This is a genomic window from Streptomyces sp. NPDC030798, from assembly GCF_055572275.1.
The window spans coordinates 124,437-150,182 of the sequence record NZ_JBVIDR010000005.1 but is presented as its reverse complement, the minus strand read 5'-3'; the positions used below and the strand labels follow the sequence as shown (position 1 = coordinate 150,182).

At 71.8% G+C, this 25,746-nt stretch carries 28 protein-coding genes and 1 pseudogene; 13 read left to right on the top strand and 16 right to left on the bottom strand.

The window, feature by feature from the left end; genetic code table 11:
• Together ACZ404_RS13665 and ACZ404_RS13660 are read left to right on the top strand one after the other, a co-directional pair.
• A pseudogene (locus ACZ404_RS13665) lies at positions 1 to 338 on the top strand (DEAD/DEAH box helicase); the annotation flags it as partial.
• Between the two features lie 171 nt (positions 339 to 509).
• Positions 510 to 1,478: an alpha/beta fold hydrolase gene (locus ACZ404_RS13660; protein ID WP_468439267.1), complete on the top strand. Its 969-nt coding sequence runs from the start codon at positions 510 to 512 to the stop codon at positions 1,476 to 1,478.
• On the opposite strand, the gene ACZ404_RS13655 is transcribed toward ACZ404_RS13660, so the two are convergent.
• On the bottom strand, positions 1,475 to 2,371 hold the full coding sequence (locus tag ACZ404_RS13655) for an NYN domain-containing protein (protein ID WP_468439266.1): 897 nt from the start codon (positions 2,369 to 2,371) through the stop codon (positions 1,475 to 1,477). The two genes, ACZ404_RS13660 and ACZ404_RS13655, sit on opposite strands and share 4 nt — an antisense overlap.
• A 211-nt stretch (positions 2,372 to 2,582) precedes the next feature.
• Here ACZ404_RS13655 and ACZ404_RS13650 point away from each other — a divergent pair, with 211 nt between their 5' ends.
• Positions 2,583 to 2,735, top strand: coding sequence for a hypothetical protein (locus ACZ404_RS13650; RefSeq protein WP_392065734.1), 153 nt, complete (start codon positions 2,583 to 2,585; stop codon positions 2,733 to 2,735).
• A gap of 46 nt (positions 2,736 to 2,781) precedes the next feature.
• Here the strand turns inward: ACZ404_RS13650 and ACZ404_RS13645 are convergent, their stop codons facing one another.
• The 3 genes from ACZ404_RS13645 to ACZ404_RS13635 form a co-directional block, all read right to left on the bottom strand.
• Positions 2,782 to 3,387, bottom strand: a complete 606-nt coding sequence (locus ACZ404_RS13645; protein WP_468439264.1) for a MarC family protein — start codon at positions 3,385 to 3,387, stop codon at positions 2,782 to 2,784.
• A 124-nt stretch (positions 3,388 to 3,511) separates the two neighbouring features.
• Positions 3,512 to 4,369: a PHP domain-containing protein gene (locus tag ACZ404_RS13640; RefSeq protein ID WP_468439262.1), complete on the bottom strand. Its 858-nt coding sequence runs from the start codon at positions 4,367 to 4,369 to the stop codon at positions 3,512 to 3,514.
• Positions 4,370 to 4,476: 107 nt separating this feature from the next.
• Positions 4,477 to 5,118 carry a DUF6758 family protein gene (locus ACZ404_RS13635; RefSeq protein WP_468439260.1) on the bottom strand — a complete coding sequence of 214 codons (642 nt, stop codon included), beginning with the start codon at positions 5,116 to 5,118 and terminating at the stop codon, positions 4,477 to 4,479.
• Between the two features lie 170 nt (positions 5,119 to 5,288).
• Here ACZ404_RS13635 and ACZ404_RS13630 point away from each other — a divergent pair, with 170 nt between their 5' ends.
• A complete protein-coding gene (locus ACZ404_RS13630; RefSeq protein WP_468439258.1) occupies positions 5,289 to 6,512 on the top strand; it encodes an MFS transporter in 1,224 nt (407 codons plus the stop codon).
• A 30-nt stretch (positions 6,513 to 6,542) separates the two neighbouring features.
• Here ACZ404_RS13630 and ACZ404_RS13625 read toward each other — a convergent pair whose 3' ends face one another.
• A complete protein-coding gene (locus ACZ404_RS13625; RefSeq protein ID WP_468439256.1) occupies positions 6,543 to 7,127 on the bottom strand; it encodes a suppressor of fused domain protein in 585 nt (194 codons plus the stop codon).
• 482 nt (positions 7,128 to 7,609) lie between these two features.
• Between ACZ404_RS13625 and ACZ404_RS13620 the strand changes: the two genes are divergently transcribed.
• The gene (locus ACZ404_RS13620) at positions 7,610 to 8,731 is read left to right on the top strand and encodes a magnesium and cobalt transport protein CorA (RefSeq protein WP_468439254.1); all 1,122 of its coding nucleotides are present in this window, start codon (positions 7,610 to 7,612) and stop codon (positions 8,729 to 8,731) included.
• Positions 8,732 to 8,754: 23 nt separating this feature from the next.
• Positions 8,755 to 9,267, top strand: a complete 513-nt coding sequence (locus ACZ404_RS13615; RefSeq protein ID WP_468439252.1) for a hypothetical protein — start codon at positions 8,755 to 8,757, stop codon at positions 9,265 to 9,267.
• Between the two features lie 346 nt (positions 9,268 to 9,613).
• Here the strand turns inward: ACZ404_RS13615 and ACZ404_RS13610 are convergent, their stop codons facing one another.
• A complete protein-coding gene (locus ACZ404_RS13610) occupies positions 9,614 to 10,348 on the bottom strand; it encodes a hypothetical protein (protein WP_468439250.1) in 735 nt (244 codons plus the stop codon).
• A gap of 190 nt (positions 10,349 to 10,538) precedes the next feature.
• Here ACZ404_RS13610 and ACZ404_RS13605 point away from each other — a divergent pair, with 190 nt between their 5' ends.
• The 4 genes from ACZ404_RS13605 (at position 10,539) to ACZ404_RS13590 (ending at position 14,178) form a co-directional block, all read left to right on the top strand.
• On the top strand, positions 10,539 to 11,828 hold the full coding sequence (locus tag ACZ404_RS13605; RefSeq protein ID WP_468439248.1) for a magnesium transporter MgtE N-terminal domain-containing protein: 1,290 nt from the start codon (positions 10,539 to 10,541) through the stop codon (positions 11,826 to 11,828).
• On the top strand, positions 11,818 to 12,423 hold the full coding sequence (locus ACZ404_RS13600) for a DUF1003 domain-containing protein (RefSeq protein WP_468439246.1): 606 nt from the start codon (positions 11,818 to 11,820) through the stop codon (positions 12,421 to 12,423). The genes ACZ404_RS13605 and ACZ404_RS13600 overlap by 11 nt, the downstream gene beginning before the upstream one ends.
• 43 nt (positions 12,424 to 12,466) lie before the next feature.
• Positions 12,467 to 13,600, top strand: coding sequence for an Mrp/NBP35 family ATP-binding protein (locus ACZ404_RS13595; protein WP_468439244.1), 1,134 nt, complete (start codon positions 12,467 to 12,469; stop codon positions 13,598 to 13,600).
• A 302-nt stretch (positions 13,601 to 13,902) separates the two neighbouring features.
• Positions 13,903 to 14,178 (top strand): hypothetical protein, encoded by a 276-nt coding sequence (locus tag ACZ404_RS13590; protein WP_468439242.1) that lies wholly within the window; start codon positions 13,903 to 13,905, stop codon positions 14,176 to 14,178.
• Positions 14,179 to 14,333: 155 nt separating this feature from the next.
• On the opposite strand, the gene ACZ404_RS13585 is transcribed toward ACZ404_RS13590, so the two are convergent.
• The 5 genes from ACZ404_RS13585 to sigE form a co-directional block, all read right to left on the bottom strand.
• Entirely contained in the window at positions 14,334 to 14,999 is a 666-nt protein-coding gene (locus tag ACZ404_RS13585; protein WP_468439240.1) for a hypothetical protein, read from the bottom strand.
• Between the two features lie 148 nt (positions 15,000 to 15,147).
• Positions 15,148 to 15,606 carry a sec-independent translocase gene (locus ACZ404_RS13580; RefSeq protein ID WP_468439238.1) on the bottom strand — a complete coding sequence of 153 codons (459 nt, stop codon included), beginning with the start codon at positions 15,604 to 15,606 and terminating at the stop codon, positions 15,148 to 15,150.
• 86 nt (positions 15,607 to 15,692) lie between these two features.
• A complete protein-coding gene (locus ACZ404_RS13575; protein ID WP_468439829.1) occupies positions 15,693 to 17,345 on the bottom strand; it encodes a S1C family serine protease in 1,653 nt (550 codons plus the stop codon).
• A 217-nt stretch (positions 17,346 to 17,562) separates the two neighbouring features.
• A complete protein-coding gene (locus ACZ404_RS13570; protein ID WP_468439236.1) occupies positions 17,563 to 18,513 on the bottom strand; it encodes an anti-sigma factor family protein in 951 nt (316 codons plus the stop codon).
• Complete coding sequence (sigE, locus tag ACZ404_RS13565; protein ID WP_468439234.1) at positions 18,510 to 19,238, bottom strand: RNA polymerase sigma factor SigE; 729 nt, start codon at positions 19,236 to 19,238, stop codon at positions 18,510 to 18,512. The genes ACZ404_RS13570 and sigE overlap by 4 nt, the downstream gene beginning before the upstream one ends.
• 234 nt (positions 19,239 to 19,472) lie before the next feature.
• Here sigE and ACZ404_RS13560 point away from each other — a divergent pair, with 234 nt between their 5' ends.
• Positions 19,473 to 20,171, top strand: a complete 699-nt coding sequence (locus ACZ404_RS13560; RefSeq protein WP_468439827.1) for an O-methyltransferase — start codon at positions 19,473 to 19,475, stop codon at positions 20,169 to 20,171.
• 121 nt (positions 20,172 to 20,292) lie between these two features.
• Here the strand turns inward: ACZ404_RS13560 and ACZ404_RS13555 are convergent, their stop codons facing one another.
• Positions 20,293 to 20,460 carry a DUF3117 domain-containing protein gene (locus tag ACZ404_RS13555; RefSeq protein ID WP_018544333.1) on the bottom strand — a complete coding sequence of 56 codons (168 nt, stop codon included), beginning with the start codon at positions 20,458 to 20,460 and terminating at the stop codon, positions 20,293 to 20,295.
• A 375-nt stretch (positions 20,461 to 20,835) separates the two neighbouring features.
• Here ACZ404_RS13555 and chcB point away from each other — a divergent pair, with 375 nt between their 5' ends.
• A complete protein-coding gene (chcB, locus tag ACZ404_RS13550) occupies positions 20,836 to 21,639 on the top strand; it encodes a 2-cyclohexenylcarbonyl CoA isomerase (protein ID WP_468439232.1) in 804 nt (267 codons plus the stop codon).
• Between the two features lie 58 nt (positions 21,640 to 21,697).
• Here chcB and ACZ404_RS13545 read toward each other — a convergent pair whose 3' ends face one another.
• Complete coding sequence (locus ACZ404_RS13545) at positions 21,698 to 22,285, bottom strand: DNA-3-methyladenine glycosylase I (RefSeq protein WP_468439230.1); 588 nt, start codon at positions 22,283 to 22,285, stop codon at positions 21,698 to 21,700.
• Positions 22,282 to 22,632: a DivIVA domain-containing protein gene (locus tag ACZ404_RS13540; RefSeq protein ID WP_468439228.1), complete on the bottom strand. Its 351-nt coding sequence runs from the start codon at positions 22,630 to 22,632 to the stop codon at positions 22,282 to 22,284. The genes ACZ404_RS13545 and ACZ404_RS13540 overlap by 4 nt, the downstream gene beginning before the upstream one ends.
• Positions 22,633 to 22,768: 136 nt before the next feature.
• Here ACZ404_RS13540 and folP point away from each other — a divergent pair, with 136 nt between their 5' ends.
• Positions 22,769 to 23,629: a dihydropteroate synthase gene (gene folP / locus ACZ404_RS13535; RefSeq protein ID WP_468439226.1), complete on the top strand. Its 861-nt coding sequence runs from the start codon at positions 22,769 to 22,771 to the stop codon at positions 23,627 to 23,629.
• Positions 23,630 to 23,710: 81 nt separating this feature from the next.
• On the opposite strand, the gene ACZ404_RS13530 is transcribed toward folP, so the two are convergent.
• A complete protein-coding gene (locus tag ACZ404_RS13530) occupies positions 23,711 to 24,469 on the bottom strand; it encodes an LOG family protein (RefSeq protein ID WP_468439224.1) in 759 nt (252 codons plus the stop codon).
• A gap of 119 nt (positions 24,470 to 24,588) precedes the next feature.
• On the bottom strand, positions 24,589 to 25,668 hold the full coding sequence (dapE, locus tag ACZ404_RS13525) for a succinyl-diaminopimelate desuccinylase (protein WP_468439222.1): 1,080 nt from the start codon (positions 25,666 to 25,668) through the stop codon (positions 24,589 to 24,591).
• Between the last annotated feature and the right edge of the window lie 78 nt (positions 25,669 to 25,746).

Sequence of the window (25,746 nt, the reverse complement as noted above, 5' to 3'; positions counted from 1 at the left end):
CCCGCAAGACCGCGGTCACCGCGCCGGAGGCACCCGAGGCCCCCGAAGCCGAGGCCAAGCCGCGTCGTACCCGCAAGAAGGCCGCAGCCGCCCCGGAGGCGCCCGAGGCTCCCGAAGCCGAGGCCAAGCCGCGTCGTACCCGGAAGAAGGCCGTGGCCGCCACCGCACCGGACGAGGCCGCCGCCGAGGTGGCCGCGCCGAAGGTGCGGCGGACGCGGAAGGCCGTCGCCGAAGGGGCCGCTGCGGAGATTCCGGCACAGGCGACCGAGGAGCCGGAGGTCAAGCCGCGTCGCCGTACCCGCAAGGCCACGGCGGCCGCCCCGGCCACCGAAGGCTGAGCCGGCACACCGCCTGCTCCACCCTGTCCGGCGACGGCCCGTTCCACTCCCGTGGGGCGGGCCGTCGCCGTTTCCGGCGCCCCATCAGGTGACCCCACCTGACGGACCCGTCAGGTGCCCTCGCCAGATCCCCCACCGGCCCACGACGTCCCCGCCCGATAGCCTCTCCCCATGAGCAGGCCTGCCACCTTCGTCCCGCCACCCGGTGCCCGCGCGTACTTCCTGCGGACCGCGCGTGGGGAGTTCGCCGTCGTCGACGCGCCCGTGGCCGAGGGCGTCGAGCCCAGGGGCGTGGCGCTGCTGCTGCCGGGGTTCACCGGGAGCAAGGAGGACTTCAACCCGCTGCATGTGCCGCTCGCCGCGCGCGGGTACCGGACCGTGGCCGTCGACGGACGCGGCCAGTACGAGACGGACGGCCCACAGGACGACGAATCCGCCTACGCGCAGGAGGAGTTGGCCAGGGACGTGCTCGCGCAGGCGGAGGCGCTCGACGCGGGGCCCCTGCATCTGCTGGGGCACTCGCTCGGCGGGCAGATCTCCCGCGCGGCCGTGCTGATCGACCACTCCCCCTTCCGCTCACTCACCCTGATGGCCTCGGGCCCCGCCCAGATCTCCGCCTCCCAGCGGCAGCGCGTGAAGCTGCTGCGGGACGCGCTCGCCGTGATGTCGATGGCGGAGGTGTGGGACGCGATCCAGGCGATGGAGGCGGCGCCCGAGGAGACCGCCACCGGCAGGCTCGACGGCGGGCTGGACAACCGGAACGACCTGCGGCGCCGCTGGCTCGCCAACAAGCCCGCGCAGCTCCTCGCCACCGGGCGCCAGTTGTGCGGGGAGCCGGACCGCGTGGCCGAACTGGCAGCCGTACCACTGCCGTTCCATGTGCTCTCGGGTGCGCTGGACGACACCTGGCCGCTCGCGCTGCTCGACGAGATGGCCGTACGGCTGAAGGCCCGGCGGACGGTCATCGAGGGCGCCGAGCACTCGCCCAACACCGATCAGCCGCTCTCCACGGCCCGCGCCATCGCCGACTTCTGGGACGACCACCGCGACCGCCACGACCACCGCGACCACCGCGACCACCGCGACCACCGCGACCGCCACGGCGGCCCGGACCGGGGCGGGCCGTCCCGGCCCCGCTAGTACTGCGTCTGCAGGTGCTCCCAGAAGCCGTCCCTGAGGGCGCGGCGCAGGTCCGCCTGGCCGCGCAGGGAGTACTGGAGCACGGCCTCGGCCTCGACCAGCAGGTCCTGGTCGACGGAGCCGGGCAGATAGGGGTGGCCGGGGAGGAGTTCGACCAGGGCCTCGCGGCCGCGCGCGGAGAGCCACTTCGCCGCGATCTGGGCGCCCACGAAGCGGACGTCCTCACGGGTGGGCCGGGTTCCGGCGGTGGCCTCGTAGGCGGCGGACGTGCGACGGGAGACGTACGGCTTGAAGAACTCCAGGTCGAGCGTGCGCTGGCTGTCGACCTCCCAGAGCAGCGGCTCGGCCTGGTTGCGGCCCTCGGGCGCCTCGATGCCCCACAGGTGGACGCGGGCGCCGTAGCCCTGGGCCGCCTCGACCGCCGAGACCAGGTCCTCGTCGCCGCCGAGCAGGGCCGCGTCGCTGATGGCGCGGTGCCGGGCGAGGGACTCGAGGTCGGTGCGGATGAGGGAATCGACGCCCTTCTGCTGGTTGTTGGCGTTGAGGTTGCCCAGGCGGACCTTGACGTCGGGCAGTTCGGCGATGATCTGCTGCTCGGCGGTGTGGATGCGGCGACGGGCGCCGTCGTACCAGTACACGCGCAACAGCCGGCTGTCCGCGAAGATCGTGCGGGCCTTGTCGATGAGCGCGTCGATCAGGCCCTCGGCGTCGAGGTCGAAGGCCCGGCGGTCCTCCGTGCCCGCCACGAGCCGGCCGGCGGCCGCGTACAGATAGCCCGCGTCGACGAAGATCGCGTGGGTCGAGGGCGTCTTCGCCACCTCGGCGAGCATGCGCTGCAGCAGCTCGTTCGTGTGGTCGATGCGGGCGGCGAGGGCCGCCAGGTCGTCGTTCATCCCCTCCATTGTCCCGGCGGTCACGCTGCGAACACAACCGGTCCCGGTCAGTCCCGTGATCGCCGCTTACTGGTCAGTAATTAGTCGTTCGAAAAATTTCTTTAGCGTAGGGAATGTTTGTAACACGCAGGGCGTTCCATACGTACGACAGCACGTCACCTCAGCACCCAGTAGTTCTCCGCAGGAGGATGACCAGACGAAGGGAGAAGCCATGCGCTTCGAAATCATGCGACTCGACGAGGTCGACGGCACCACCGTGGACAGCACCGTCGTGGACGCCGCCTCCGTCAACCGGATCGTTCAGCAGGCCGCCGCCATAGGACAGCGCCTCTGGATCCGCCCGGCCGACAGCACGGCCTCGTAACGCGTCGACGCCACTCAAGCTTTCCGGGGGAGCCGAGACCAGCTGCTCAGCTCCCCCGGATCACCTGAGTGATCCCGTTGATGATCTGCTGCACCGCGATCGCGGAGAGCATCATGCCCGCGAGCCGCGTCACGAGGACCACACCGCCGTCCTTGATGACGCGGATGATCAGCAGCGAGTAGCGCATCACCACCCACAGCACGGCGTGGATCGCGAGGATCGCGGTCCACACCGAGACCTGTGTGGCCACACTGTCGGCCTTCTGCACGGCCAGGATCACGGACACGATCGCACCGGGGCCCGCCAGCAGCGGCATGCCGAGCGGCACCAGGGCGACGTTGACGTCCTTGGTCTGCTTGGGCTCGTCGGTCTTGCCGGTGAGCAGGTCGAGCGCGATCAGCAGAAGCAGCAGTCCGCCCGCAATCATCAGCGCGGGGACGGAGACATGCAGGTAGTTCAGGATCTGATGGCCGAGGACGCCGAAGACGGCGATGACCCCGCCCGCCACGCACACGGCCTGAAAGGCCATCCGCCGCTGCACCTTGGCAGGGCGTCCGGCGGTCAGCGCGAGGAAGATCGGGGTGATCCCGGGGGGATCCATGATGACAAAAAGGGTCAGGAACAGAGAGCCGAAGACGGCGATGTCGAACATGACGGAGCAGCAGGCCTTGCAGGAGGAAGGGAAGGAAGGGGGAGGGTGAGGGCGTCGACCGGGACGTGACGAGGACGTCGGCCAAGACGTGGACTACGGGCGGGCGCGGTCGGGCCGGACGGCCTCAGGCTCCGCCGGTCCCCGGCACCGGGAACGCCCCGGTGGCCCGCCGGGTGATCTCCCCGTACACCTCGGGGTCGGTCGTGTACGCGCCGAGGGTCACGGTCTTGCGGCTGCCGTGGTAGTCCGAGGACCCTGTCACCAGCAGACCCAGCTCCTGGGCCAGGCCGCGCAGGCGGGCCCGGGCGTCGGCGTCGTGGTCCATGTGGTCGACCTCGATGCCGTCCAGCCCGGCCGCGGCCATCTCGGCGATCGCCGACTCGGGCACCGTACGGCCGCGCTTGGCGGCGGCCGGGTGCGCGAAGACGCAGACCCCGCCCGCGCCCTTGACCAGCCGGATCGCCTCGAAGGGGTCGGTCTCGTGCTTCTCCACGAAGGCCCGCCCGCCATCGGCCAGCCACTGTTCGGTGAACGCGTCGCTCACGGTGGGCACCACGCCCAGCTCGACGAGCGCGGTGGCGACGTGCGGACGCCCCACGGAGCCGCCGGCGGCGATCCGCTCGACCTGCTCCCAGGTGACCGGCACGCCCAGCGCGTTCAGCTTCGCCACCATGCCCTGGGCCCGCGGCACCCGGTCGTCCCGGACCAGCTCGCGTTCGGCGAGCAGGGCGGGCTCCTCGGGGTCGAAGAGGTAGGCCAGCATGTGCAGGGAGATGCCGTCGATGCGGCAGGACAGCTCGGCGCCGGTGACCAGGGTGAGCCCCTCGGGCAGCGCGGCGATCGCCTCGGCGTACCCGCGGGTGGTGTCGTGGTCGGTCAGCGCGACGACGTCCAGACCGGCCGCTGCCGCGTTCTTCACCAGCTCGGCCGGGGTGTCCGTACCGTCCGATGCCGTGGAGTGACAGTGCAGGTCGATGCGCACGGCAGGCTCCAGACAGGGACATGACGGAAGGGGGACACCTAAGGATAGCGGGGTTTTCCCGCCCTCCTGTCACACCCGAACCCGCTCAGCGCCCCCTACGGCACCCGTCAGGGCTGCAGCAGGCGCGGCGACAGCGCCCCGCACGGCACGAGGTCCAGTTCCGCCCCCGCGTCCCGCAGGTCGGTCAGCACCAGCTCGTCGTACATGAGCAGGCCGGACTGCTCGGGCCAGACCACCGCCCACAGCCACAGCCCGAGCGCCTCGCCGGCGAAGACGGCGCGGTCGTCGGGGCTGCCCGAGACGTGCCAGAGCGGGGTGGGGCGGCCGGCGGCCAGCACCTTGGCCTGGGGCGGCTTCTCGACGTTCATGTACGGCCCCGGGTCCGGGGCGTCGATGCCCGCGTACCACGCGCCGAGGCCGACGCCGAGTTCCTCGGCGACGAGGATCAGCTCACCGACGCCGCCGAGCGGGCCGGGGCCGGAGCACGCCACCGCCGTGGCACGGCCGCCGCTGCGGTCGTCCCCCGCATAGCCCACGCCGGTGAACAGCCAACCGACCGGCAGCGGCCACGGCATCCACACCGGGACCTGCGTACGGTGCACCACCACACCGAGGGCCTCGACGCTGGGCGGGATCACGGGCTGCAGCGGATACACCGTCCCGTGCACATCGCACTGCCAGGAATCGGCGAAGAGTCCGGGAGCCCTGACCCGGCCACCACACTTCGGGCAACTGGGTTCGCCCCTCATAGGGCTCCACGGTCCTAGCTCTGCCGCGTCACGTCAAGGACGATCACCCGTCCGGGGGGAACACCTGACCAGGCAGAACTGAATGCACCTTGCATTAATTAGCTACACTAACTTACTATGTGCATACACCAACCATCTGAAACCCTTCAGCACCGGGACGGGAGCAGCACATGGACCCCTTCGACGCGGGAGCCGGCAGCATCCTGCGACAGCCCAAGGCGGTGTGGGCCACGGCCGGCGCCTCCGTCGTGGCCTTCATGGGGATCGGCCTCGTCGACCCGATCCTGCCGTCGATCGCGCAGGGCCTGCACGCCACCGCGAGCCAGGTGTCCCTGCTCTTCACCTCGTACTTCCTGATCACCGCGGTGGCGATGCTGCTGACCGGCTTCGTCTCCAGCCGCATCGGCGGCCGCAGGACCCTGCTGCTCGGCCTCGCCTTCGTGGTCGTCTTCGCGGGCCTCGCCGGCACGTCGGACAGCGTGGGCCAGCTCGTCGGCTTCCGGGCCGGGTGGGGCCTCGGCAACGCGCTGTTCGTCTCGACCGCCCTCGCGGTCATCGTCGGCGCGGCGGCCGGGGGCAGCGCGGCGGCGATCCTGCTCTACGAGTCGGCGCTCGGCCTCGGCATGGCCTGCGGCCCGCTGCTCGGCGCGGTCCTCGGCAACGTGAGCTGGCGCTACCCCTTCTTCGGCACCGCCACGCTGATGGCGATCGGGTTCCTGTGCATCACGGCGTTCCTGAAGGAGCAGCCGAAGCCGGCCCGCAAGACCTCGCTGCTGGACCCGATCCGCGCGCTCGGCCACGGCGGCCTGGCCTCGGCGGCGGTCTCGGCGTTCTTCTACAACTACACGTTCTTCACCGTGCTGGCCTTCACCCCGTTCGTGCTGAACATGACGCCGTACAGGTCGGGCGCGGTGTTCTTCGCCTGGGGTGTGCTGCTCGCCGTGTTCTCGGTGATCGTGGCCCCGCGCCTGCAGGAGCGGTTCGGCTCGCTGAAGGTGCTCGGTGGCTCGCTGGTGCTGCTCGCGGCGGACGTCCTCGTGCTCGGCTACGGCGACCACACCACGGCCGTCGTCTGCACGATCCTGTCCGGCGCCTTCATCGGTGTGAACAACACCGTCTACACCGAGCTGGCCCTCGGCGTGTCGGACGCGCCGCGCCCGGTGGCGAGCGCGGGCTACAACTTCGTCCGCTGGTTCGCGGCCGCCGCCGCCCCGTACTTCGCGCCGAAGATCGAGGAGTGGACGGACATCCACGTCCCGTTCGTGGTCGCGGCGGTCACCGCGGTGCTCGGCGCGGTGGTGGTCGTCGTACGGCGCGCCGCGCTCACCCACGAGGCGGAAGATCTGGAGCAGCGGCACGCTGCCGAGGACGGCGTCACCGTCTTCGCCAACTGACTTACCACCGACGGGCTTTGGTGAGGTTGCTCACTCCAGCGGGACGGACTTGCGGGCAGGATCGCGCAGGTCCGTCCCGCGCGTCAGCCAGCGCTCCTGGAGGGCCTGGGCCCCGTGCACCCGCTTCCAGGCGGCCTCGTTCGGCGTCATCGGCAGCAGCGGCAGGAACCGTACGGGGTCCATCGGCTCGTCCAGTTCCAGATCCTCGACGAGTCCGCCGGGCTCGCCGACCAGGACCGAGGTGAAGGCGGCGCCGGGCCACAGCGGCTCGCCCACGTCCAGGGAGGCGCCGGGGGCCACGACGACGCCCTCGACCTGCGGGGACGCGGCGAGCACGGCGAGCGGGCGGAGCACCTTGTCGGTGTCGGCGAGGCCGGCGCGGACGGACAGGACCAGTTCGGCGCGCGGGCCCTTGACGGGGTCGGCGAGCATCGCGGTGGGATCGGTCATGGGGTGCGCGGACATGCCGAGGGTGGCGTAACGGACGACGTCCCCCTCGCTGAATCGGAGCACCTCGATGCGGTCCGTGCCGAGGAAGGTGACGGCGGCGCGCGCGTCCGGTTCGCCCAGCGCGGAGTTCAACCGTGCCTCGACGAGAGGGAGAACATCAACCATGCGGTGAGCATAGAACTCGTCAGTAGCGGGCAAAGCGGCGCCTTGACACGTGGGGCGGCTGCTACGCTGAGCCGGTGGTTCGGGGCAGCACGCAGAAGCGTCGCAGTCGAGTCCCGACGCCGACGAGACTCCCTTACGAGGGACCGGCCGGAGGAGGTGGGGCTGTCATGGATCGAAGTCGACCTGGTAGTACCACTCGCTCTTCCGGCTGCTGATGTAGTTACTGGCTGGCCGCCGCCTTCACGTTCGCTTCGTCGTCTCGGAAGAGCACTTCGTCTCGCTTTGCCTGATCTGTCTGATCTTCATCAGTTCTGCATCAGTGGCGAAGTCGCCACCGCGACGGTGCGGTGCTCCCCGCTTTGCGGACGTGCCAAACATCTTTCCCTGCCCCAGGGCGGGAAGACCTCTGCAGGACGTCCCCATTCCGGGTAGTTCCACCCGTCGCCGGCGCTGTCGCCGCCCGCCTGCGAAGGAGCCTGCCCATGTCGATGATCCGCGACCTGCGTGCTGTGGTCCGGCCGTCGTCCCGTGTCTCACTGCGCAAGGACACGAGCACGACGTACGACACCACACGCGACCCGGCCACGCCCTCGGCCGTCGTGGACTGCGCCGTGTACCGCGACGGCGCCCGGCTGGAGAGCGGCACGCCGCTGAGCCCGCAGGAGGCGATGCGGCTGGTGCGCCGCGACGGCGGATTCGTGTGGATCGGCCTGCACGAGCCGACCGAGGCCGAATTCGCCGGTATCGCCAGTGAGTTCGGGCTGCACCCGCTGGCCGTGGAGGACGCCGTCCAGGCCCACCAGCGGCCCAAGCTGGAGCGCTACGACGACTCGCTGTTCACCGTCTTCAAGACCATCCACTACGTCGAGCACGACCGGCTCACCGCCAACAGCGAGGTCGTCGAGACCGGCGAGGTCATGTGCTTCACCGGGCGGGACTTCTTCATCACCGTGCGGCACGGCGGTCAGGGCTCGCTTCGGGCGCTGCGCCACCGGCTGCAGGACGACCCGGAGCTGCTCGCCAAGGGCCCCTCGGCGGTGCTGCACTCCATCGCCGACCATGTCGTGGACGGCTACATCGCGGTCGCGGACGCGGTGCAGGACGACATCGACGAGGTGGAGACCGAGGTCTTCTCGCCCGGCCGGGGCGGGGTCTCGCGCGGTGTGGACTCGGCGCGGATCTACCAACTCAAGCGTGAGGTGCTGGAGTTCAAGCGGGCGGTGGCGCCGCTGCTGCGGCCCATGCAGCTGCTGAGCGAGCGGCCGATGCGGCTGATCGACCCGGACATCCAGAAGTACTTCCGGGACGTCGCCGACCACCTCGCCCGGGTCCAGGAGCAGGTGCTGGGTTTCGACGAACTGCTCAACTCCATCCTCCAGGCCAACCTCGCGCAGGCGTCCGTCGCGCAGAACGAGGACATGCGCAAGATCACCGCGTGGGCGGCGATCATCGCCGTACCGACGATGGTGTGCGGGGTGTACGGCATGAACTTCACGTACATGCCCGAGCTGCACTGGAGGTACGGCTACCCGGTGATCATGGGCATCACGGTCGTCCTGTGTCTGGGGATCCACCGCACGCTGAAGCGCAACGGCTGGCTGTGAGCGGCGCTGGATAGGCTGGGCGCATGACAAGTGAGCTGCTCGACCAGGCCCTGATCGAGGAGGCCGCCAAGAAGTCCGGCCTCGTCTGGGTCCGGGGTGCCGGGGCCCCGGCGGCGCGTGCGCTGTGGCACGTGTGGCACGAGGGTGCGGTGTGCCTGGTCGGTGACGGGCCCGGGGAACAGCCGCTGACCGGGCTGAGCGACGGTGGCTCCGCCGAGGTGACCGTGCGCAGCAAGGACAAGGGCGGCCGGCTGGTGACCTGGCCGGCCACCGTCTGCGAACTGGCCTCCGGCTCGCCCGAGTGGGAAGCGGTGGTGGCGGAGCTGAAGGGGAAGCGGCTGAACGCCGCCGACGGGGAGGAGATGCCGGGGCGGTGGGCCCGCGAGTGCAGGGTGCTCCGCCTGGTGCCGGCGGGTCCGGTCGCACCGCTGCCCTCGGACAGCCTGTCCCAGCCCCCGCTGCCGTCCCCGGCGACGACACGGCGGCCGGTCCCGGCGGGGTTGCCGCGGCTGCTGGCGAAACGGAAGAGAAAGTAACGGAGCGGGCCGACGCCGCCGGGCATCGACGAGGCTGCCGGGGCCCGGGCCCGCACCGGCTGAGCTGCGCTCGGCACCGCCGGTCGGCACCGTCGTGGTCGCGCGGCGGACGTGGGTGACAATCGGGATCGCCGGCACACCGACGCCCAGGAGCACCCGCCGGTCCACCTGCTCCACCGGCCCATTGCCGCATCGACATCCGGTGCGCCGGCTCCACCGCCCACCGAGTACGTCGACTCACCGGCCGGCACGCCTGACCGCCCACCGGCCCACGACCGACCGGTCCGCCGGGTCCACCCGCCTGTCGCCGGGCCCCGTACGAAGCACTGCCGCTCCAGCGGCGGCCCTAGGAGGTCGGGAGTTGTTTGCCGTAGTCGACTGTTTCCGACTTCGAGGGCTGGGTGACGCTGAAGTTCTTGGACCAGTCGGAGAAGCGGAGGGTGCCGGCTGAGCCGGCGCGGACGAGGCGGAGGGGGTAGGGGCGGCCCTCGAGGGAGACGTCGAGGGTGCCGCCGGAGCCGTCGTCGCCGGCGATGCGGATCGTGCGGGTACCCGCCTGGTCATGGTGCCCGTCGGTGGAGAGCTTGCCGTGCAGCGTCAGCAGACCCGAGAGGAGGACGTCCTTGTCCGTGAAGCCGCTGAACTTCTTGTACGCGGGGTCCCCCTGCGGCACCTTCACGTACTTGCCCTTGAGCTTGCCCGCAGCCGCGTCCCCCGCGTGGCTCCAGAAGTCCCCGTCGGCCTTCAGATACAGCTGCCTGCCGACCCGCAGCAGCCGAAACGTCCCGCCCTTGGAGGTGACCGAGCCGGTGCCGCCGTCGGCCTTCAGCTGCATGTCCAGGGTGTACGTGCGGCCACTGGTGACCACCGTCCCGGACAGCCGCACCGCCGGCGCCGCCTGCGCCGCCGCCCGCGTCTTCGCCTGGATCTGCTCGGCGGGCAGCTTGCCCACCCCGTTGGTTCCCGCGTCCGGATCCTCGCTGCACCCCGTCAGTACCGTCGCTCCCGTCACCGCCAGGCTTACGCATGCCGCGCTCACCAACGCGGCCCGGCGGATACGGCCTTGGGGAATCGCAGTCACAGGTGGGGCTGCCTCTCTGACGGGTCCTGAACGGCGTACGGCAGCGTACCGGTGCCCCGGCCGCCCGGCGGGGCCAGTCCGTCCGGACCGCCCACCAGGGCGTATCCGATCGGTACGGGCTAGCCTGAAGCGCAACCGAGCGGGCACAGAACAGCAATTCCCACGCAATGCGAGCAAAGGAAGCACAGTCATGGCAGCCGGCGCCCCCCGGATCTTCGTCTCGCACATCGCCGGGGTCCCCGTCTTCGATCCGGCCGGCGACCAGGTGGGCCGCGTACGCGATCTGGTCGTCATGCTGCGCGTCGGCCGACGGCCCCCGCGCCTGCTCGGGCTGGTGGTGGAGCTGTCGACCCGGCGCCGCATCTTCCTGCCGATGACCCGGGTGACCGGCATCGAGTCCGGACAGGTCATCACCACCGGCGTGCTCAACGTGCGCCGCTTCGAGCAGCGGCCCACCGAGCGGCTGGTCTTCGGGGAGCTGCTGGACCGGCGCGTGAAGCTGGTGGACAGCGACGAGGAGGTCACCGTCCTCGACCTGTCCGTGCAGCAGCTTCCCGCCCGCCGGGACTGGGAGATCGACCGCGTGTTCGTCCGCAAGGGCAGGAAGGGCGGCGCCTTCCGGCGGGCCAGGGGAGAGACCCTGACCGTGGAGTGGTCGGCCGTCACCGGCTTCTCGCTGGAGGAGCACGGGCAGGGCGCCGAGAACCTGCTCGCCACGTTCGAGCAGCTGCGTCCCGCCGACCTCGCCAACGTCCTGCACCACCTGTCCGCCAAGCGCCGCGCGGAGGTCGCCGCCGCCCTGGACGACGACCGCCTGGCCGACGTGCTCGAGGAGCTGCCGGAGGACGACCAGATCGAGATCCTCGGCAAACTGGCCGAGGAGCGCGCGGCGGACGTGCTGGAGGCGATGGACCCGGACGACGCCGCCGACCTGCTCGCCGAGCTGCCGGAGGCGGACAAGGAGCGGCTGCTGAGCCTGATGCAGCCCGCCGACGCGGCCGACATGCGGCGCCTGATGTCGTACGAGGAGCACACCGCGGGCGGTCTGATGACCACCGAGCCGATCGTGCTGCGTCCGGACGCCACCGTCGCCGACGCGCTCGCCCGAGTCCGTAACCAGGACCTCTCCCCCGCGCTCGCCGCCCAGGTCTACGTCTGCCGCCCGCCGGACGAGACCCCGACCGGCAAGTACCTGGGCACCGTCCACTTCCAGCGGCTGCTGCGCGACCCCCCGTACACCCTGGTCAGCTCCCTGGTGGACGACGACCTCCAGCCCCTGGACCCCGACGCCACGCTGCCCGTCATCGCCGGGTTCTTCGCGACCTACGACATGGTCGCCGCGCCCGTGGTGGACGAGTCCGGGTCGCTGCTCGGCGCGGTCACCGTGGACGACGTACTGGACCACATGCTGCCCGAGGACTGGCGGGAGACGGAGTTCCACCTCGACGAGGGAGAGGGGGCGGCCACCCATGGCTCCTGAGCGCGACACCGCGACCCGCGAACGTCATCCGGCGGGCGCCACGGCCGCCGCCCGGCACCGCACGCAGCGCCTGGACCAGCCGCGCGCTCCCCGGCGCCGGATCCTGCCCGAGTGGGACCCGGAGGCCTTCGGCCGGCTGTCGGAGAAGATCGCCCGGTTCCTGGGCACGGGCCGGTTCATCGTCTGGATGACCATCGTGATCATCGCCTGGGTGCTGTGGAACGTCGCCGCGCCCCGGGACCTGCGCTTCGACGAGTACCCGTTCATCTTCCTGACCCTGGCGCTGTCCCTGCAGGCCTCCTACGCGGCCCCGCTGATCCTGCTCGCGCAGAACCGGCAGGACGACCGCGACCGGGTCAACCTGGAGCAGGACCGCAAGCAGAACGAGCGGTCCATCGCCGACACCGAGTATCTGACGAGGGAGATCGCCGCGCTGCGCATGGGCCTGGGCGAGGTGGCCACCCGCGACTGGATCCGCTCGGAGCTGCAGGACATGGTCAAGGAGCTGGAGGAACGGCGGCGCCACGACGGGCACGTCGTATTCCCGGCGGAACGGGCGGAACGGTCGCCGGGACGTGACGCAGACGACCGCTGAGGGGCTACCCGCAGGCCCCTCGGGGCGCCGTACCATCGTTCTCATGGCTACGGAAGACGCGGTGCGCGAGGCACTGGCGACGGTGAACGACCCCGAGATCAACCGGCCCATCACCGAGCTGGGGATGGTCAAATCGGTGGAGATCGGGGAGGACGGCGCGGTCGCGGTGACCGTGTACCTGACCGTCTCCGGCTGCCCGATGCGCGAGACGATCACGCAGCGCGTCACCGAGGCGGTCTCCCGGGTGGAGGGTGTCACCCGGGTCGACGTGACGCTGGACGTGATGAGCGACGAGCAGCGCCGCGAGCTGGCGGCGGCCCTGCGCGGCGGCCAGGCCGAGCGCGAGGTCCCCTTCGCCAAGCCCGGCAACCTGACCCGGGTCTACGCGGTCGCCTCCGGCAAGGGCGGCGTCGGCAAGTCCTCGGTGACGGTGAACCTGGCGGCGGCGATGGCGGCCGACGGTCTGAAGGTCGGTGTCGTGGACGCCGACATCTACGGTCACAGCGTGCCGCGCATGCTGGGCGCGGACGGCCGTCCGACCCAGGTCGAGAACATGATCATGCCGCCGTCGGCGAACGGCGTGAAGGTCATCTCCATCGGCATGTTCACCCCGGGCAACGCGCCGGTGGTCTGGCGCGGCCCGATGCTGCACCGCGCGCTCCAGCAGTTCCTCGCGGACGTCTACTGGGGCGACCTGGACGTGCTGCTCCTGGACCTGCCGCCCGGCACCGGCGACATCGCGATCTCCGTGGCCCAGCTGATCCCGAACGCCGAGATCCTGGTCGTCACCACGCCTCAGCAGGCGGCGGCCGAGGTGGCCGAGCGCGCCGGCTCCATCGCCGTACAGACCCACCAGAAGATCGTCGGCGTGGTCGAGAACATGTCCGGCCTACCCTGCCCGCACTGCGGCGAGATGGTCGACGTCTTCGGCACGGGCGGCGGCCAGCTGGTCGCGGACGGCCTGACGCGTACGACGGGTACGACCGTGCCGGTCCTCGGCTCCATCCCGATCGACGTCCGCCTGCGCGAGGGCGGCGACGAGGGCAAGCCCGTGGTCCTGACCGACCCGGACTCCCCGGCGGGCTCCGCCCTGCGCGCGATCGCCGGCAAGCTGGGCGGCCGTCAGCGCGGCCTGTCGGGCCTGTCGCTGGGGATCACGCCGAAGAACAAGTTCTGATCGCGTACGTCTGCGATCTGCGGCTCCGTCACTGGTCAAGCTTCTGACCAGCGGCGGAGCCGTCGACGTTTGTCAGCGTTGGTTGTCGTTGAGCACCCTCCGACGGCCCCGAGACGGCCCGGGCCGGTCATGAGCCATGGCGCCGGGTGCCCAGCCTGCATGCCACCTCGCTGGGGTCGTCCCCCCAGCCGTTTGGCCCAGTCCCGAAAGGACGGGTTGCGTCAGCTGGTAGAGCACGCCACCGTTGGGCGACTCGTCGGGGGCCTCCAACAACCGGCAGGAGAGGGGCGGCTGCCGAGGCAGTGGCCATTGATGAGTTGGATCAGGTGCCGTACAACGGACGAGTGACAGAACCTCTTGCCCCCCGTCCGGTCGCGAAAGCGCGTCAGTGGACCAAGCAGTCGGCGGGCGCGATGTTCGCCGCTGCCGCAGCATTCGAGTTCACTCGCGGCATCGCATTCGAGATCTTCAGGCAGGTGCTGCCCGACTGGGCGCACACGGCTACCGGGCTGGTGCAACTCGTCGTGGCTGCCGGCGCCTACCCCCTTGCCCTCTTGTGGCTCAGGCGATTGCCGTAACCGGACCGTCCCGCACAACCACCCCGAAGGGGGGCAAGGTGAGGGACGTGCCCTGCTGTCACCGAGGCCCCCCAAGTTCTGACGATTCAGCAGCAAGCCCTGCGTGAAGGGGCGCCGGACGCACCGGCGCCCCTTTTCTGATGCGCGGGCGTTTCTCAGGCGTAGGCGCCGATGTCCTTGACCACGGCGAATCCCAGTCCGTACGCGCTCATCCCGCGTCCGTAGGCCCCCACATGGACGCCCTGCGCGGTGGAGCCGGCCAGCACCCACCCGAACTCGGACTCCCGGTAGTGGAACGGCACCGGCACCCCGTCCACGGGAAGGGACAGCACGGACCACTCGGGCCCCTCGAGGTCGTCGGCCAGGGCCCACGCCGTCTCCGTCTGCTGATCCAGCCAGTCGTCCCGCAGACTGTGGTCCATCTGCCCGGGCCAGGTGAAGGACAGCAGCCCGACCCCCGCCAGCCACGCGGCCGAGGAGACCGAGGTGGCCTCCAGCAGCCCCGTACCGTCGGCGCTCCGCCGGGACGGGTTCGCCGCCACGGTCACCACGACCGCGAACTTCTCCCGCGGCTCACCGGCGGACCCGGCCTCGGTGCGTACGGAGGGCTCGTCCCCGTGCCCGATCGACCCGTGCTCGACGGCACCGTCGGCCGCCGTACCGACCTGCATCAGCCACCGCGGGCCCGTGAACGCCTCGTCGAGGCCGTACCAGGGAAAGGGCGCCCGCAGATAGCCGTCGACCGTACGCCGGGCGGAGTGAAGCGGTTGCCCGCCCTCCGCGGCCGGCGTCTGCGCGCCCACCCGACTCGTCGTCTCCATCTACCGGACGCCTCCTCGCTCTCGTCGGACCGCGTCGCCCGCCCCCCTTCGGGCGGCGTCGCTGATGCGCATACGGTCCGCACAACAACTCGGCAGCATATCCACACCGCCGAGAGCAGCAGGGAAACCGGGGGCCGGGAGGTGTCTCCTAGGTGGCGTCCGCGTCGAAGAGCGGACGGTCGTCCGTGCCCGCGTCCTCGGGCTTCTTGGTCATGTCCACGCGCCCGCCGGACGAGGAGGAGGACACCGGGGACGCCGCCGTGGACGAGGCCGCGGCTTCGCTCTCGTGGACGCTGACCGCCTCGGTGACCTCGGCCATCTCCTTCTTCAGGTCGAAGCCGTTGCGGATCTCCTTCAGCCCCAGATCGTCGTTGTCCAGCTGCTTGCGGAGGAACGTCTTGGGGTTGAGGTCCTCGAACTCGAAGTCCTTGAACTCGGGGCCCAGCTCGCTGCGGATGTCCTGCTTGGCGCTCTCCGAGAACTCTCGGATCTTCCGGATCGTGCGCGTCACGTCCTGGATGACCTTCGGGAGCTTGTCCGGACCGAAGACGAGCACGGCGAGAACAATGATCGTCACCAGCTCGAGTGGCCCTATGTCATTGAACACCTGAAGCTCCTTGCGATGTCCTCGGTCGCGCCCAACGGTACCCGGCACACCTGGCAGACCGGTACCGTCCCGAGGTGAGACTTCCGTCAGTTCCGCTCGGAAGCGCCCAGGACGAGTGAGACCTCCCGCTCGCCGCCGCGTTCGACGGTCAGCCGAAGCCGGTCGCCCGGCCGGTGGGCGCGGATCCTGACGATCAGTTCCTCGCCCGAGTGGACGCGCTGCCCGTCGACCTCGGTGATCACGTCGCCGGCCTTCAGCCCGGCCCGGTCGCCGGGGCCGCCCTCGATGACGGCCGGGCCGCCGTCCCGTGCCTTGCTGTCGATACGGGCGCCGTCGCCGGTGTAGCCCATGTCGAGGGTGACGCCGATGACGGGATGAGTGGCACGACCCTGGTGGATCAGTTCGTCGGCGACGCGCTTGGCCTGGTTGACGGGGATGGCGAAGCCGAGACCGATGGAGCCGGCCTGGCCGCCCTCGGAGTCCGAGCCGCTGTCGGCCGAGCGGATGGCGGAGTTGATGCCGATGACCTGCGCCCGGGAGTTCAGCAGGGGGCCGCCGGAGTTGCCGGGGTTGATGGGGGCGTCGGTCTGCAGCGCGTCGACGTACGACACGTCGCTTCCGTCGCCCTTCTCCCCGCCGGCCGTGATGGGCCGCTCCTTGGCGCTGATGATGCCGGAGGTGACGGTGTTGGCCAGGTCGAAGGGGGCCCCGATGGCGACGACGGGGTCACCGACCCGGACGGCGTCGGAGTCGCCGAGGGGCAGGGGGGTGAGGTCGTGGGTTCCGGTCACCTGGACGACGGCGAGGTCGTAACCGCTGTCGTGGCCGACGACCTTCGCCTTCGCGGTGTCACCGCTGCTGAAGGTCACGGATATGTCGCCGCCGGACGCGGCGGGCTGGACGACGTGGTTGTTGGTGAGGATGTGGCCCCGGGTGTCGAGCACGAAGCCGGTGCCGGTGCCGGACTCGTCGGTGCCGTGGACGTGCAGGGTGACGACGCTGGGCAGTGCGCGGGCGGCTATGCCGGCCACGCCGTCCGGCGCGCGCCCGGCGGGCGCGCTGCCGCCCCGCGGCCCGCTCTCGCGCTGGACCTGGGCGCCGACGAGCCCGCCGATGCCGCTGGAGACGACGGCGACGAGCAAGGTCCACAGCACGGCGATCCGCAACGCCCTCTTCCGGCGCTGCCGCTCCGTCAGCACCTTGACCCCGGTCTGCTGCAACGGCCCCCGGGTCACCGGCTGCTGCCCTGCAGCACCGGCGGCCCAGGGGTCGTACCCCCGCCAGGGGTCGGCCACCGCTGCGGCCTCCGACGCGGGCCCACCGCCGGTCATGGATTCCACCCCGGGCGGCGCCGCCTGCAGGGGGATCTGCGGCGCCCCGGCGGGCATGGGCGACGCGACGGGAGCCACGGGCGCGGGCACACCCGGAGCCGCTGGGGCCGGCGCGGGCGCCACGGGCGGCACCACCGGAGCGGGCGCGGGCGCACCCGGCCCCACCTGGCCCGGCGGGGGCGCCGCGGCCGGAGCCTCCGACGCCGGTACGGCCGTCCCCGGGGCCGCCGTCGGATGCTGGACCGGTGGCGCGGGCGCCCAAGGACCGGGCTCACCGTACGGCGGGGTGCTGTAGGGATCGGGATCATGCAGGGGCCGGGGCCGCTCGGCGACGGGCACGGCACCGGACTCCGCGCCGGCCGATCCAGGCCCATCACCCCCGGCTCCCCCGGCCGCCGTCGGCGTCATCGGCGCGGGCTTCGCCAGTTCGAAGTCGCCGTCGGGCCGGCTCGCCGGCGTCGGTGTGTCCCCCGCCGGCGTCCGCTCCCCGGGCGGGACGGACGTCGGGTTCCCCTCGTTCATGCTCTCCCCACGGCTGGCCGCGGCCGCGCGTGTCGGCGGTGGCCGCGGAGACTCGAATCCGTGCCCGGGTCATCGCCTCGGGCACGGCCTCACAGATTCAACCTCAGGGCGCCTGGTGGGAGGGAGAGGGGGTGGTGTCGGGGGCGGGGGCCGACAGCAGGCCGGGGGCGGTGATCGGGGGCACCGGGGAGGGCGGCGTCAGGGAGAACGGGGTGATGTCGCTCAGCGGGCGTATCAGGGGAGAGACCGCGGCCGCGCCCGCCATCACCGGTGCCGCCAGGTCGTGCACGACGTTCCGGGGGCCGCCGGAGAAGGGGGCGGGCATGCCGGGCAGCAGCGGCGCGGACAGGGCGGTCGGTGCCGCCGTGGTCTGGCCGAGCCGGCCGGTGCCCTGGCCGAGCAGCGGTCCCGCCGGGCGTCGGCGCTGGGAGTCGGCCGTCGCCGCCGCGCCCGCCGCCCGCGTCGGGACGACGTTGCCCGTGCCGGCGCCGCCGCGGGCCTCGGCTGACATGTCCCCGGGGATGGCGGTGGTGACGCCGCCGAGGGCGACCGCGGCCAGCGACACCGCACCGGCGGCGGCGAACGCGAACCGCAGGCCGCGCGAGGCGGAGCGGTCGGCGTCCGAGCGACCGACGGGATGGATGCGGAAGCCACGCTCCTCGGGCACGGCGGAGTGGGCGGGGTCGGCCGGGACATATCCGAACTCGAAGCGCTCGCGCCTCACTCCGAAGACCCCGGCCTCGGGGCCTCGGACGAAGGGTCCTCCCCCGGGCGCCGGCGTGCCGCCGCCGTCGAGGTCACCTCCCCCGGGCAGGCCCTGGAGACGGGCCAGGAAGCTCTCCGAGGGCGGCGGCGGGGCCGCCTCGGCGAACACGCTCTTCAGCCGGCGCTGGGCGTCCGCCTCCGCCTTGCACCGGGCACAGGTGGCCAGGTGGGCGAGGACGCGCTCACGCGACTCATGACCGAGCTCTCCGTCCACCAGGGCGGAGAGCCGGTCTCCCAGATGCTGCTCGGCGAAATGCGCCTGAGCCGGTTTCGGCCGGGATCCACTCACGCGGTCGCGCCCCCTCCCCCCAGAGCGGGGACACGGGGCACGAAGGAGCGCCGCTCGGCCTTGCGCGCCTCGGCCCGGCGCGCCTCGGGCGAGCGGTGGGCGAGGGCCTTGCGGAGCTGGGAGCGGCCGCGGTGGATACGGGAGCGGACCGTGCCGAGCTTGACGCCGAGGGTCGCGGCGATCTCCTCGTACGACAATCCCTCGATGTCGCACAGGACGACGGCGGCGCGGAACTCCGGCGCGAGGGTGTCGAGGGCCTGCTGGACGTCGGCGTCGAAGTGCGCGTCGTTGAAGAGCTGCTGCGGGGTGGGTTCCTTGCTGGCGAGCCGCTCGGCCGCGTCCTCGCCGAGGGCGTCGAAGCGGATGCGCTGCTTGCGCCGGACCATGTCCAGGAACAGGTTGGTGGTGATGCGGTGCAGCCAGCCCTCGAAGGTGCCCGGCGAGTACGTGGACAGGGAGCGGAAGACGCGGACGAAGACCTCCTGGGTGAGGTCCTCGGCGTCGTGCTGGTTGCCCGTGAGGCGGTAGGCCAGGCGGTAGACGCGACCGCTGTGCGTGTTGACGATCTCCTCCCACGTGGGCGGAGTCCACGCCTGCCCGTCCGCGTCGGTGGAGAAGGTCGCGGTCTGGGCGTCGCCTGCGGCGAAACCGGCGGCGTGGCTGTCAGCAGCGGTGTCGGTCACGGATTTCGGCCTGCCCGCCGACCCGAGGAAGCGCCGCAGCACTCCACCCCGGTCCCCGGGCGCAGCCGCACCTCCCCTGTCGGCTCTGGTGGTGTCCAGTGGAGCCCCTACCATAGCCACCTCGCCCGTTAGCTCCGGATAAGCGGTTTTACGAGAATTTGATACGCGCTGATACGGGTCATCCGGCTGCGTCAGCATGTGCTCGGCGTCCTGATCCACCTCTTACCCCCGATCGAGACCCGGGCCACCGTTCCACCCTTCTTAACGCCCGGTCCCATCTGCGGGTTCCCGACGCCAACGGATACAGTCACGCCCAGGCAACCACGGGGACAGGAGAGGGTCATTACCGGCAACCGGCAGACGAGCTGGGCGTTCGCCGACGCCTTTGTCGCCGAGGACGAAGCGCTGCGCTGGGCCCGTGAGCGGGCCCGCGAGGCAGGGCTGCGCTCGGTGTCGCCCGGCACGGGCGCCGCGCTGCGGGTGCTCGCCGCCTCCGTGGACGCGAAGGCGGTCGCGGAGATCGGCACGGGCTGCGGGGTGTCCGGCATCCATCTGCTGCACGGGATGCGCCCCGACGGGGTGCTCACCACGGTCGACCCGGAGCCGGAGCACCAGCAGTTCGCCCGGCAGGCCTTCCGGGCCTGCGGCTTCGCCAGCAACCGGGCCCGCTTCATCCCGGGCCAGGCCCTGGACGTGCTGCCCCGGCTCGCGGACGCCGGCTACGACCTCGTCTTCTGCGACGGTGACCGGCTGGAGTACCCGGACTACCTCGCCGAATCGTTGCGCCTGCTCCGCCCGGGCGGCCTGGTGGTCTTCGAGGGCGTCTTCGCCAACGGCCGCACGGTCGACTCGGGACCGCAGCCGACGGAGGTGCTGCGGCTGCGGGAGCTGCTGCGCACGGTGCGCGAGAGCGCGGAGCTGGTGACGTCACTGCTGCCGGTCGGCGACGGCCTGCTGTGCGCCGTCAAGCGCTGACCGGGCCGGGCGGACGGAGCGGACCGAGCGGGGCGAACGGGGGGGACGACGGCGGGAGACGCGGCTGCCCCGGCACCGCTTGCGATGCCGGGGCAGCCGGAAGGAAAGGATCGCGTACGCGTCAGACGACGACCTTCTTGAGGGCGTCGCCGAGCGCCTCGGCCTCGTCAGGGGTCAGCTCGACGACGAGTCGACCGCCGCCTTCGAGCGGAACGCGCATGACGATGCCCCGCCCCTCCTTGGTCACCTCGAGCGGGCCATCACCCGTCCGCGGCTTCATGGCCGCCATGCTCGTTCCCCTTCCTGAAACCAGGCTCACCGTCTGCCGACCGCCCCGAGGGCACCCGCGGTCCGGGTAACGGACACGCGACACCGGCATCGAACACATTGCTTCCAAGCCATTATCCCGCATCTCAGGACCCGATGACCAACATCAGAAGGCATCGCTTGGGCAACGCGCGCGAGCAAAACCACTCAATTCGGGGATGTGGCTGCGATACTGCGCCCCCGCGCGGACGCGCGCGCCGTACCTCCGCTCCGGTTTTCTTTGACGCAGGTCACACGTGCGGTGCGGTCCACCGACGGGGATCTCCGCCATGCTGTCCTGCAGACAGCGACGTACCGAGCGGTACGTCACCAGCCGTGACACCGGAGGGGATGACCCATGGCCGACACCGTGCTCTACGAGGTGAGCGACGGACTCGCGACGATCACGCTGAACCGCCCCGAGGCGATGAACGCGCTGAACATCGCGACGAAGGTCGCTCTCCGGGAGGCGGCGGAAGCCGCGGCCGGGGACACCGCCGTCCGGGCGATCCTGCTGACCGCCGCCGGGGACCGGGCGTTCTGCGTGGGCCAGGACCTCAAGGAGCACATCGGCCTGCTGGCGTCGGACCGCGAGACCGGCTCCGGGCAGACGATGAGCACCGTACGGGAGCACTACAACCCGATCGTGCGGGCGCTGGCCGGAGCGGCGAAGCCGGTGGTCGCCGGGGTGAACGGGGTCGCGGCCGGCGCCGGCTTCGGTTTCGCGCTCGCCGCGGACTACCGGGTGGTCGCCGACACGGCGGCCTTCAACACCTCGTTCGCGGGCGTCGCGCTGACCGCCGACTCCGGCATCTCCTGGACCCTGCCCCGGGTGGTCGGCCCGGGCCGCGCCGCCGACCTGCTGCTCTTCCCGCGCAGCATCAGCGCCCAGGACGCGCTGGAACTCGGAATCGCCAACCGGGTGGTGCCGGCGACCGAGCTGCGCGCCGAGGCTCAGAAAGTGGCGCGGGCCCTGGCCGAGGGGCCGACGGTGGCGTACGCGGCGCTGAAGGAGTCGGTGGCGTACGGCCTCACGCACTCCCTGGAGGAGTCCCTGGAGAAGGAGGACGAGCTGCAGACCCGGGCCGGGCAGTCCGAGGACCACACGATCGCCGTTCAGGCCTTCGTGAACAAGGAGAAGCCGAAGTACCTGGGCCGCTAGCCCGCCCCGGCCGCCCTGCGCACCGTGCGGTCAGGGGGCGCAGGGTGGCGGCGCGGGGTCAGAGGGCGCCTCTCGCCGCGCAGTTCTCCAGGTGGTCGTTGACCAGGCCGCACGCCTGCATCAGGGCGTACGCCGTCGTGGGGCCGACGAATGTGAGGCCCCGCTTCTTCAGCGCCTTGGACAGGGCCGTGGACTCCGGGGTGACCGCGGGGACGTCGGCGAGGCTCTTCGGGACGGGGCGCCCGGCCGGGTCCGGGGCGTGGGACCAGATCAGCTCGTCCAGCTCGCCCTCGGACCAGTCGGCGAGCACGCGTGCGTTGGTGAGCGTCGCGTCGATCTTCGCGCGGTTGCGGATGATTCCGGGGTCGGCGAGCAGCCGCTCGCGGTCCTCGTCGGTGAAGGCGGCGATCTTCTCGATCCGGAAGCCCGCGAAGGCGGCGCGGAAACCGGGGCGGCGGCGCAGGATCGTGATCCAGGACAGGCCGGACTGGAAGGCCTCCAGGCTGATCCGCTCGAAGAGGGCGTCGTCGCCGTGGACCGGGCGGCCCCACTCCTCGTCGTGGTACGTCACGTAGTCCTCGGTGGACAGCGCCCACGGGCAGCGCAGCACGCCGTCGGCCCCGGCCAGGGCGGTCCCGGCGGTCACTGCTGCTCCCCCTCGGGGTGCCGGTCCTGGCGCGCGTGGGCGGCGGCGCGGGCGCCGGCCAGGGCGGACTCCAGGTCGGCGATACGGGCGTCCCGCTCGGCCAGTTCGGCGCCGAGGCGGCCGAGCGCGTCGTCCACGTCCGCCATGCGGTAGCCGCGCGGGGCGACCGGGAAGCGCAGGGACTCCACGTCCGCCCTGCCGACCGGGCGGTCCGGGGGCAGCGGGTCCTGCAGCCGCTCCGGGGCCACCTCCGGCAGCGGGCCGCCCTCTCCGCCGCTCACCACGGCGAGTGTCACGGCGGCCACCACGACGGCCAGAGCGACGACCAGGAACAAGAACATCACCATCGCCAGAGGTCCCCACGCTCGGTACCGGACGCTGTGCCGGAAGCTGAATCTGTCAGGGTCCGATCGTGCCATGCGAGTCCGACCGTTAGGGTCGCAGGCGGCGCACTGCGGAACGTACGAGGAGAGGTCACAGCGGATGCTCAGGCTGGGCAGGCGGGAATTCGGGCCGCACGAGCCGGTGATCATGGCGATCGTGAACCGGACCCCGGACTCCTTCTACGACCAGGGCGCCACGTTCCGTGACGAACCCGCCCTCGCGCGTGTGGAGCAGGCGGTGGCCGAGGGCGCCGCGATCGTCGACATCGGCGGGGTGAAGGCCGGTCCCGGCGAGGAGGTCACGGCCGAGGAGGAGGCGCGGCGGACCGTGGGGTTCGTCGCGGAGGTACGGCGGCGGTTCCCGGACGTCGTCATCAGCGTGGACACCTGGCGGGCCGAGGTCGGCGCGGCGGTGTGCGAGGCGGGGGCGGATCTGCTGAACGACGCGTGGGGCGGGGTGGACCCCGGCCTCGCGGAGGTCGCCGCGCGGTACGGGGCGGGGCTGGTGTGCACGCACGCGGGGGGCGCTCAGCCGCGTACCCGGCCGCACCGGGTGACGTACGACGACGTCATGGCCGACATCCTGAAGGTGACCGTGGGGCTGGCCGAGCGGGCGGTGGCGCTGGGAGTGCCGCGGGAGTCGGTGCTGATCGATCCGGGGCACGACTTCGGGAAGAACACGCGGCACAGTCTGGAGGCGACGCGGCGGCTGGACGAGATGGTCGCGACCGGGTGGCCGGTACTGGTGTCGCTGTCCAACAAGGACTTCGTGGGGGAGTCGCTGGACCGGCCGGTGAAGGAGCGGTTGATCGGGACGCTGGCGACGACGGCGGTGTCGGCGTGGCTGGGGGCTCAGGTGTACCGGGTGCACGAGGTGGCCGAGACGCGGCAGGTGCTGGAGATGGTGGCGGCGATCGCCGGGCACCGGGCCCCTGCCGTGGCTCGGCGGGGCCTGGCCTAGGCACCGGGGGGCTCCGCCGGCCCCCGGCCCCTCCCACCCGACCGTCCCGGTCGGGTGGGAGGCGAGGTCACAGACCTCGCGCTAGCGGCCCGCCTCCTTCGACACCAGGGCCACCGCCTCCTCCACCTCGTCGGTGACGTGGAAGAGGAGGAGGTCCTTCTCGGATGCCTTGCCCTGGGCCACCAGCGTGTTCTGCAGCCAGGACACCAGGCCGCCCCAGTACTCGGTGCCGAACAGGACGATCGGGAAGCGGGTGACCTTCTGGGTCTGGACGAGGGTGAGCGCCTCGAAGAGTTCGTCGAGGGTGCCGAGGCCGCCGGGGAGCACCACGAACCCCTGTGCGTACTTCACGAACATCATCTTGCGGACGAAGAAGTACCGGAAGTTGAGGCCGATGTCGACGTACGGGTTCAGCCCCTGCTCGAAGGGCAGCTCGATGCCGAGGCCGACCGAGGTGCCGCCCGCCTCGCACGCACCGCGGTTGGCCGCCTCCATGGCACCCGGGCCGCCCCCGGTGATCACCGCCCAGCCGGCCTGCACCAGCCCGCGCCCGAGCCGCACGCCCGCGTCGTACTCCGGCGAGTCCACCGGCGTGCGCGCCGAACCGAAGACGCTGATGGCGGGCGGGAGTTCGGCCAGCGTGCCGAAGCCCTCGATGAACTCCGACTGGATCCGCAGCACCCGCCAGGGGTCGGTGTGGACCCAGTCCGTGGGAGCGCGCTCGTCCAGCAGCCGCTGGTCCGTCGTGCTGGCCGTCACCTGGCCCCGCCGTCGGAGGACCGGTCCGAGCCGCTGCTCGTCCGGCGGCTGCTTCTTCCCCTCGGGATTGCCGGTAGGCATGTGCGCTCCCTCCGCTTGCCGGTAGTTCGGTGCCAGCCTAGATCCACGACCGTTACGGAGGGGGGACGTGAGCATGTCCGGCGTGCGGCGCCGCTCCCCGCGCGGGCCGGACGACAGGCCTAGGCGGTCAGCCAGCGGCGCAGCCGCTCCTCGCCGGCGAGGATCTTGGCGACCTCGACGCGCTCGTCCCGCTTGTGGGCCAGGTGCGGGTTGCCGGGGCCGTAGTTGACCGCGGGCACGCCGAGCGCGGAGAAGCGGGAGACGTCCGTCCAGCCGTACTTGGGCTGCGGGGTGCCGCCCACCGCCTCGATGAAGGCCGCCGCGGCCGGGTGGGACAGGCCCGGCAGCGCGCCGGGGCTGTGGTCGTCGACCACGAACCGGGCCACTCCGCAGTCCGCGAAGACCTCGCGGACGTGCGCGAGCGCCTCCTCCTCGGAGCGGTCGGGGGCGTAGCGGAAGTTGACCGTCACCACGCACGCGTCGGGGATGACGTTGCCCGCCACTCCCCCGCTGATGCCCACCGCGTTCAGGCCCTCCCGGTACTCCAGCCCGTCGATCACCGGCCACCGGGGCTCGTAGGAGGCCAGGCGGGCCAGGACGGGGGCGGCCGCGTGGATGGCGTTGGAGCCCATCCAGCCGCGCGCGGAGTGCGCCCTCTCGCCCGTGGTGTGCAGCAGCACCCGCAGCGTGCCCTGGCAGCCGCCCTCGACCTGGCCGTCGGAGGGCTCCAGCAGGACCGCGAAGTCGCCCTCCAGCCACTCCGGACGGTCCTCGGCGATGTGCTTCAGGCCGTTGAGGTCGGCGGCGACCTCCTCGTTGTCGTAGAACACGAAGGTCAGGTCGCGGTTGGGGGCGGGGACCGTGGCCGCGAGGCGCAGCTGCACCGCCACGCCCGACTTCATGTCGCAGGTGCCGCAGCCCCACAGCACGCCGTTCTCGTCCAGCCGGGAGGGCACGTTGTCGGCGATCGGCACCGTGTCGATGTGGCCGGCCAGAATGACCCGCTCCGCGTGGCCGAGGTGCGTCCGCGCGACCACGTTGTTGCCGTGGCGGTCCACCGTGAGGTGCGGCAGGGCGCGCAGGGCGGTCTCGATCGCGTCCGCGAGCGGCTTCTCGGTGCCGCTCTCGGAGGGGAAGTCCACGAGCTGCGCGGTGAGCGCGGCGGCGTCCAGCGTGAGGTCAAGCGAGGTGTCGGCCATGGGACCGACCCTAACCCCCGCGGACCGGCCCGAACCTCCTGATCGCGTCGGCGGCGCACCCCGCGGCTTTCCGGACCC

Coding starts and splice junctions, on each gene's coding strand:
- ACZ404_RS13660 (WP_468439267.1), top strand. CDS start 510: ATGAGCAGGCCTGCCACCTTCGTCCCGCCACCCGGTGCCCGCGCGTAC.
- ACZ404_RS13655 (WP_468439266.1), bottom strand. CDS start 2,371: ATGAACGACGACCTGGCGGCCCTCGCCGCCCGCATCGACCACACGAAC.
- ACZ404_RS13650 (WP_392065734.1), top strand. CDS start 2,583: ATGCGCTTCGAAATCATGCGACTCGACGAGGTCGACGGCACCACCGTG.
- ACZ404_RS13645 (WP_468439264.1), bottom strand. CDS start 3,387: ATGTTCGACATCGCCGTCTTCGGCTCTCTGTTCCTGACCCTTTTTGTC.
- ACZ404_RS13635 (WP_468439260.1), bottom strand. CDS start 5,118: ATGAGGGGCGAACCCAGTTGCCCGAAGTGTGGTGGCCGGGTCAGGGCT.
- ACZ404_RS13630 (WP_468439258.1), top strand. CDS start 5,289: ATGGACCCCTTCGACGCGGGAGCCGGCAGCATCCTGCGACAGCCCAAG.
- ACZ404_RS13625 (WP_468439256.1), bottom strand. CDS start 7,127: ATGGTTGATGTTCTCCCTCTCGTCGAGGCACGGTTGAACTCCGCGCTG.
- ACZ404_RS13620 (WP_468439254.1), top strand. CDS start 7,610: ATGTCGATGATCCGCGACCTGCGTGCTGTGGTCCGGCCGTCGTCCCGT.
- ACZ404_RS13615 (WP_468439252.1), top strand. CDS start 8,755: ATGACAAGTGAGCTGCTCGACCAGGCCCTGATCGAGGAGGCCGCCAAG.
- ACZ404_RS13605 (WP_468439248.1), top strand. CDS start 10,539: ATGGCAGCCGGCGCCCCCCGGATCTTCGTCTCGCACATCGCCGGGGTC.
- ACZ404_RS13600 (WP_468439246.1), top strand. CDS start 11,818: ATGGCTCCTGAGCGCGACACCGCGACCCGCGAACGTCATCCGGCGGGC.
- ACZ404_RS13595 (WP_468439244.1), top strand. CDS start 12,467: ATGGCTACGGAAGACGCGGTGCGCGAGGCACTGGCGACGGTGAACGAC.
- ACZ404_RS13585 (WP_468439240.1), bottom strand. CDS start 14,999: ATGGAGACGACGAGTCGGGTGGGCGCGCAGACGCCGGCCGCGGAGGGC.
- ACZ404_RS13575 (WP_468439829.1), bottom strand. CDS start 17,345: ATGACGCCGACGGCGGCCGGGGGAGCCGGGGGTGATGGGCCTGGATCG.
- ACZ404_RS13555 (WP_018544333.1), bottom strand. CDS start 20,460: ATGGCGGCCATGAAGCCGCGGACGGGTGATGGCCCGCTCGAGGTGACC.
- chcB (WP_468439232.1), top strand. CDS start 20,836: ATGGCCGACACCGTGCTCTACGAGGTGAGCGACGGACTCGCGACGATC.
- ACZ404_RS13540 (WP_468439228.1), bottom strand. CDS start 22,632: ATGGTGATGTTCTTGTTCCTGGTCGTCGCTCTGGCCGTCGTGGTGGCC.
- folP (WP_468439226.1), top strand. CDS start 22,769: ATGCTCAGGCTGGGCAGGCGGGAATTCGGGCCGCACGAGCCGGTGATC.
- ACZ404_RS13530 (WP_468439224.1), bottom strand. CDS start 24,469: ATGCCTACCGGCAATCCCGAGGGGAAGAAGCAGCCGCCGGACGAGCAG.
- dapE (WP_468439222.1), bottom strand. CDS start 25,668: ATGGCCGACACCTCGCTTGACCTCACGCTGGACGCCGCCGCGCTCACC.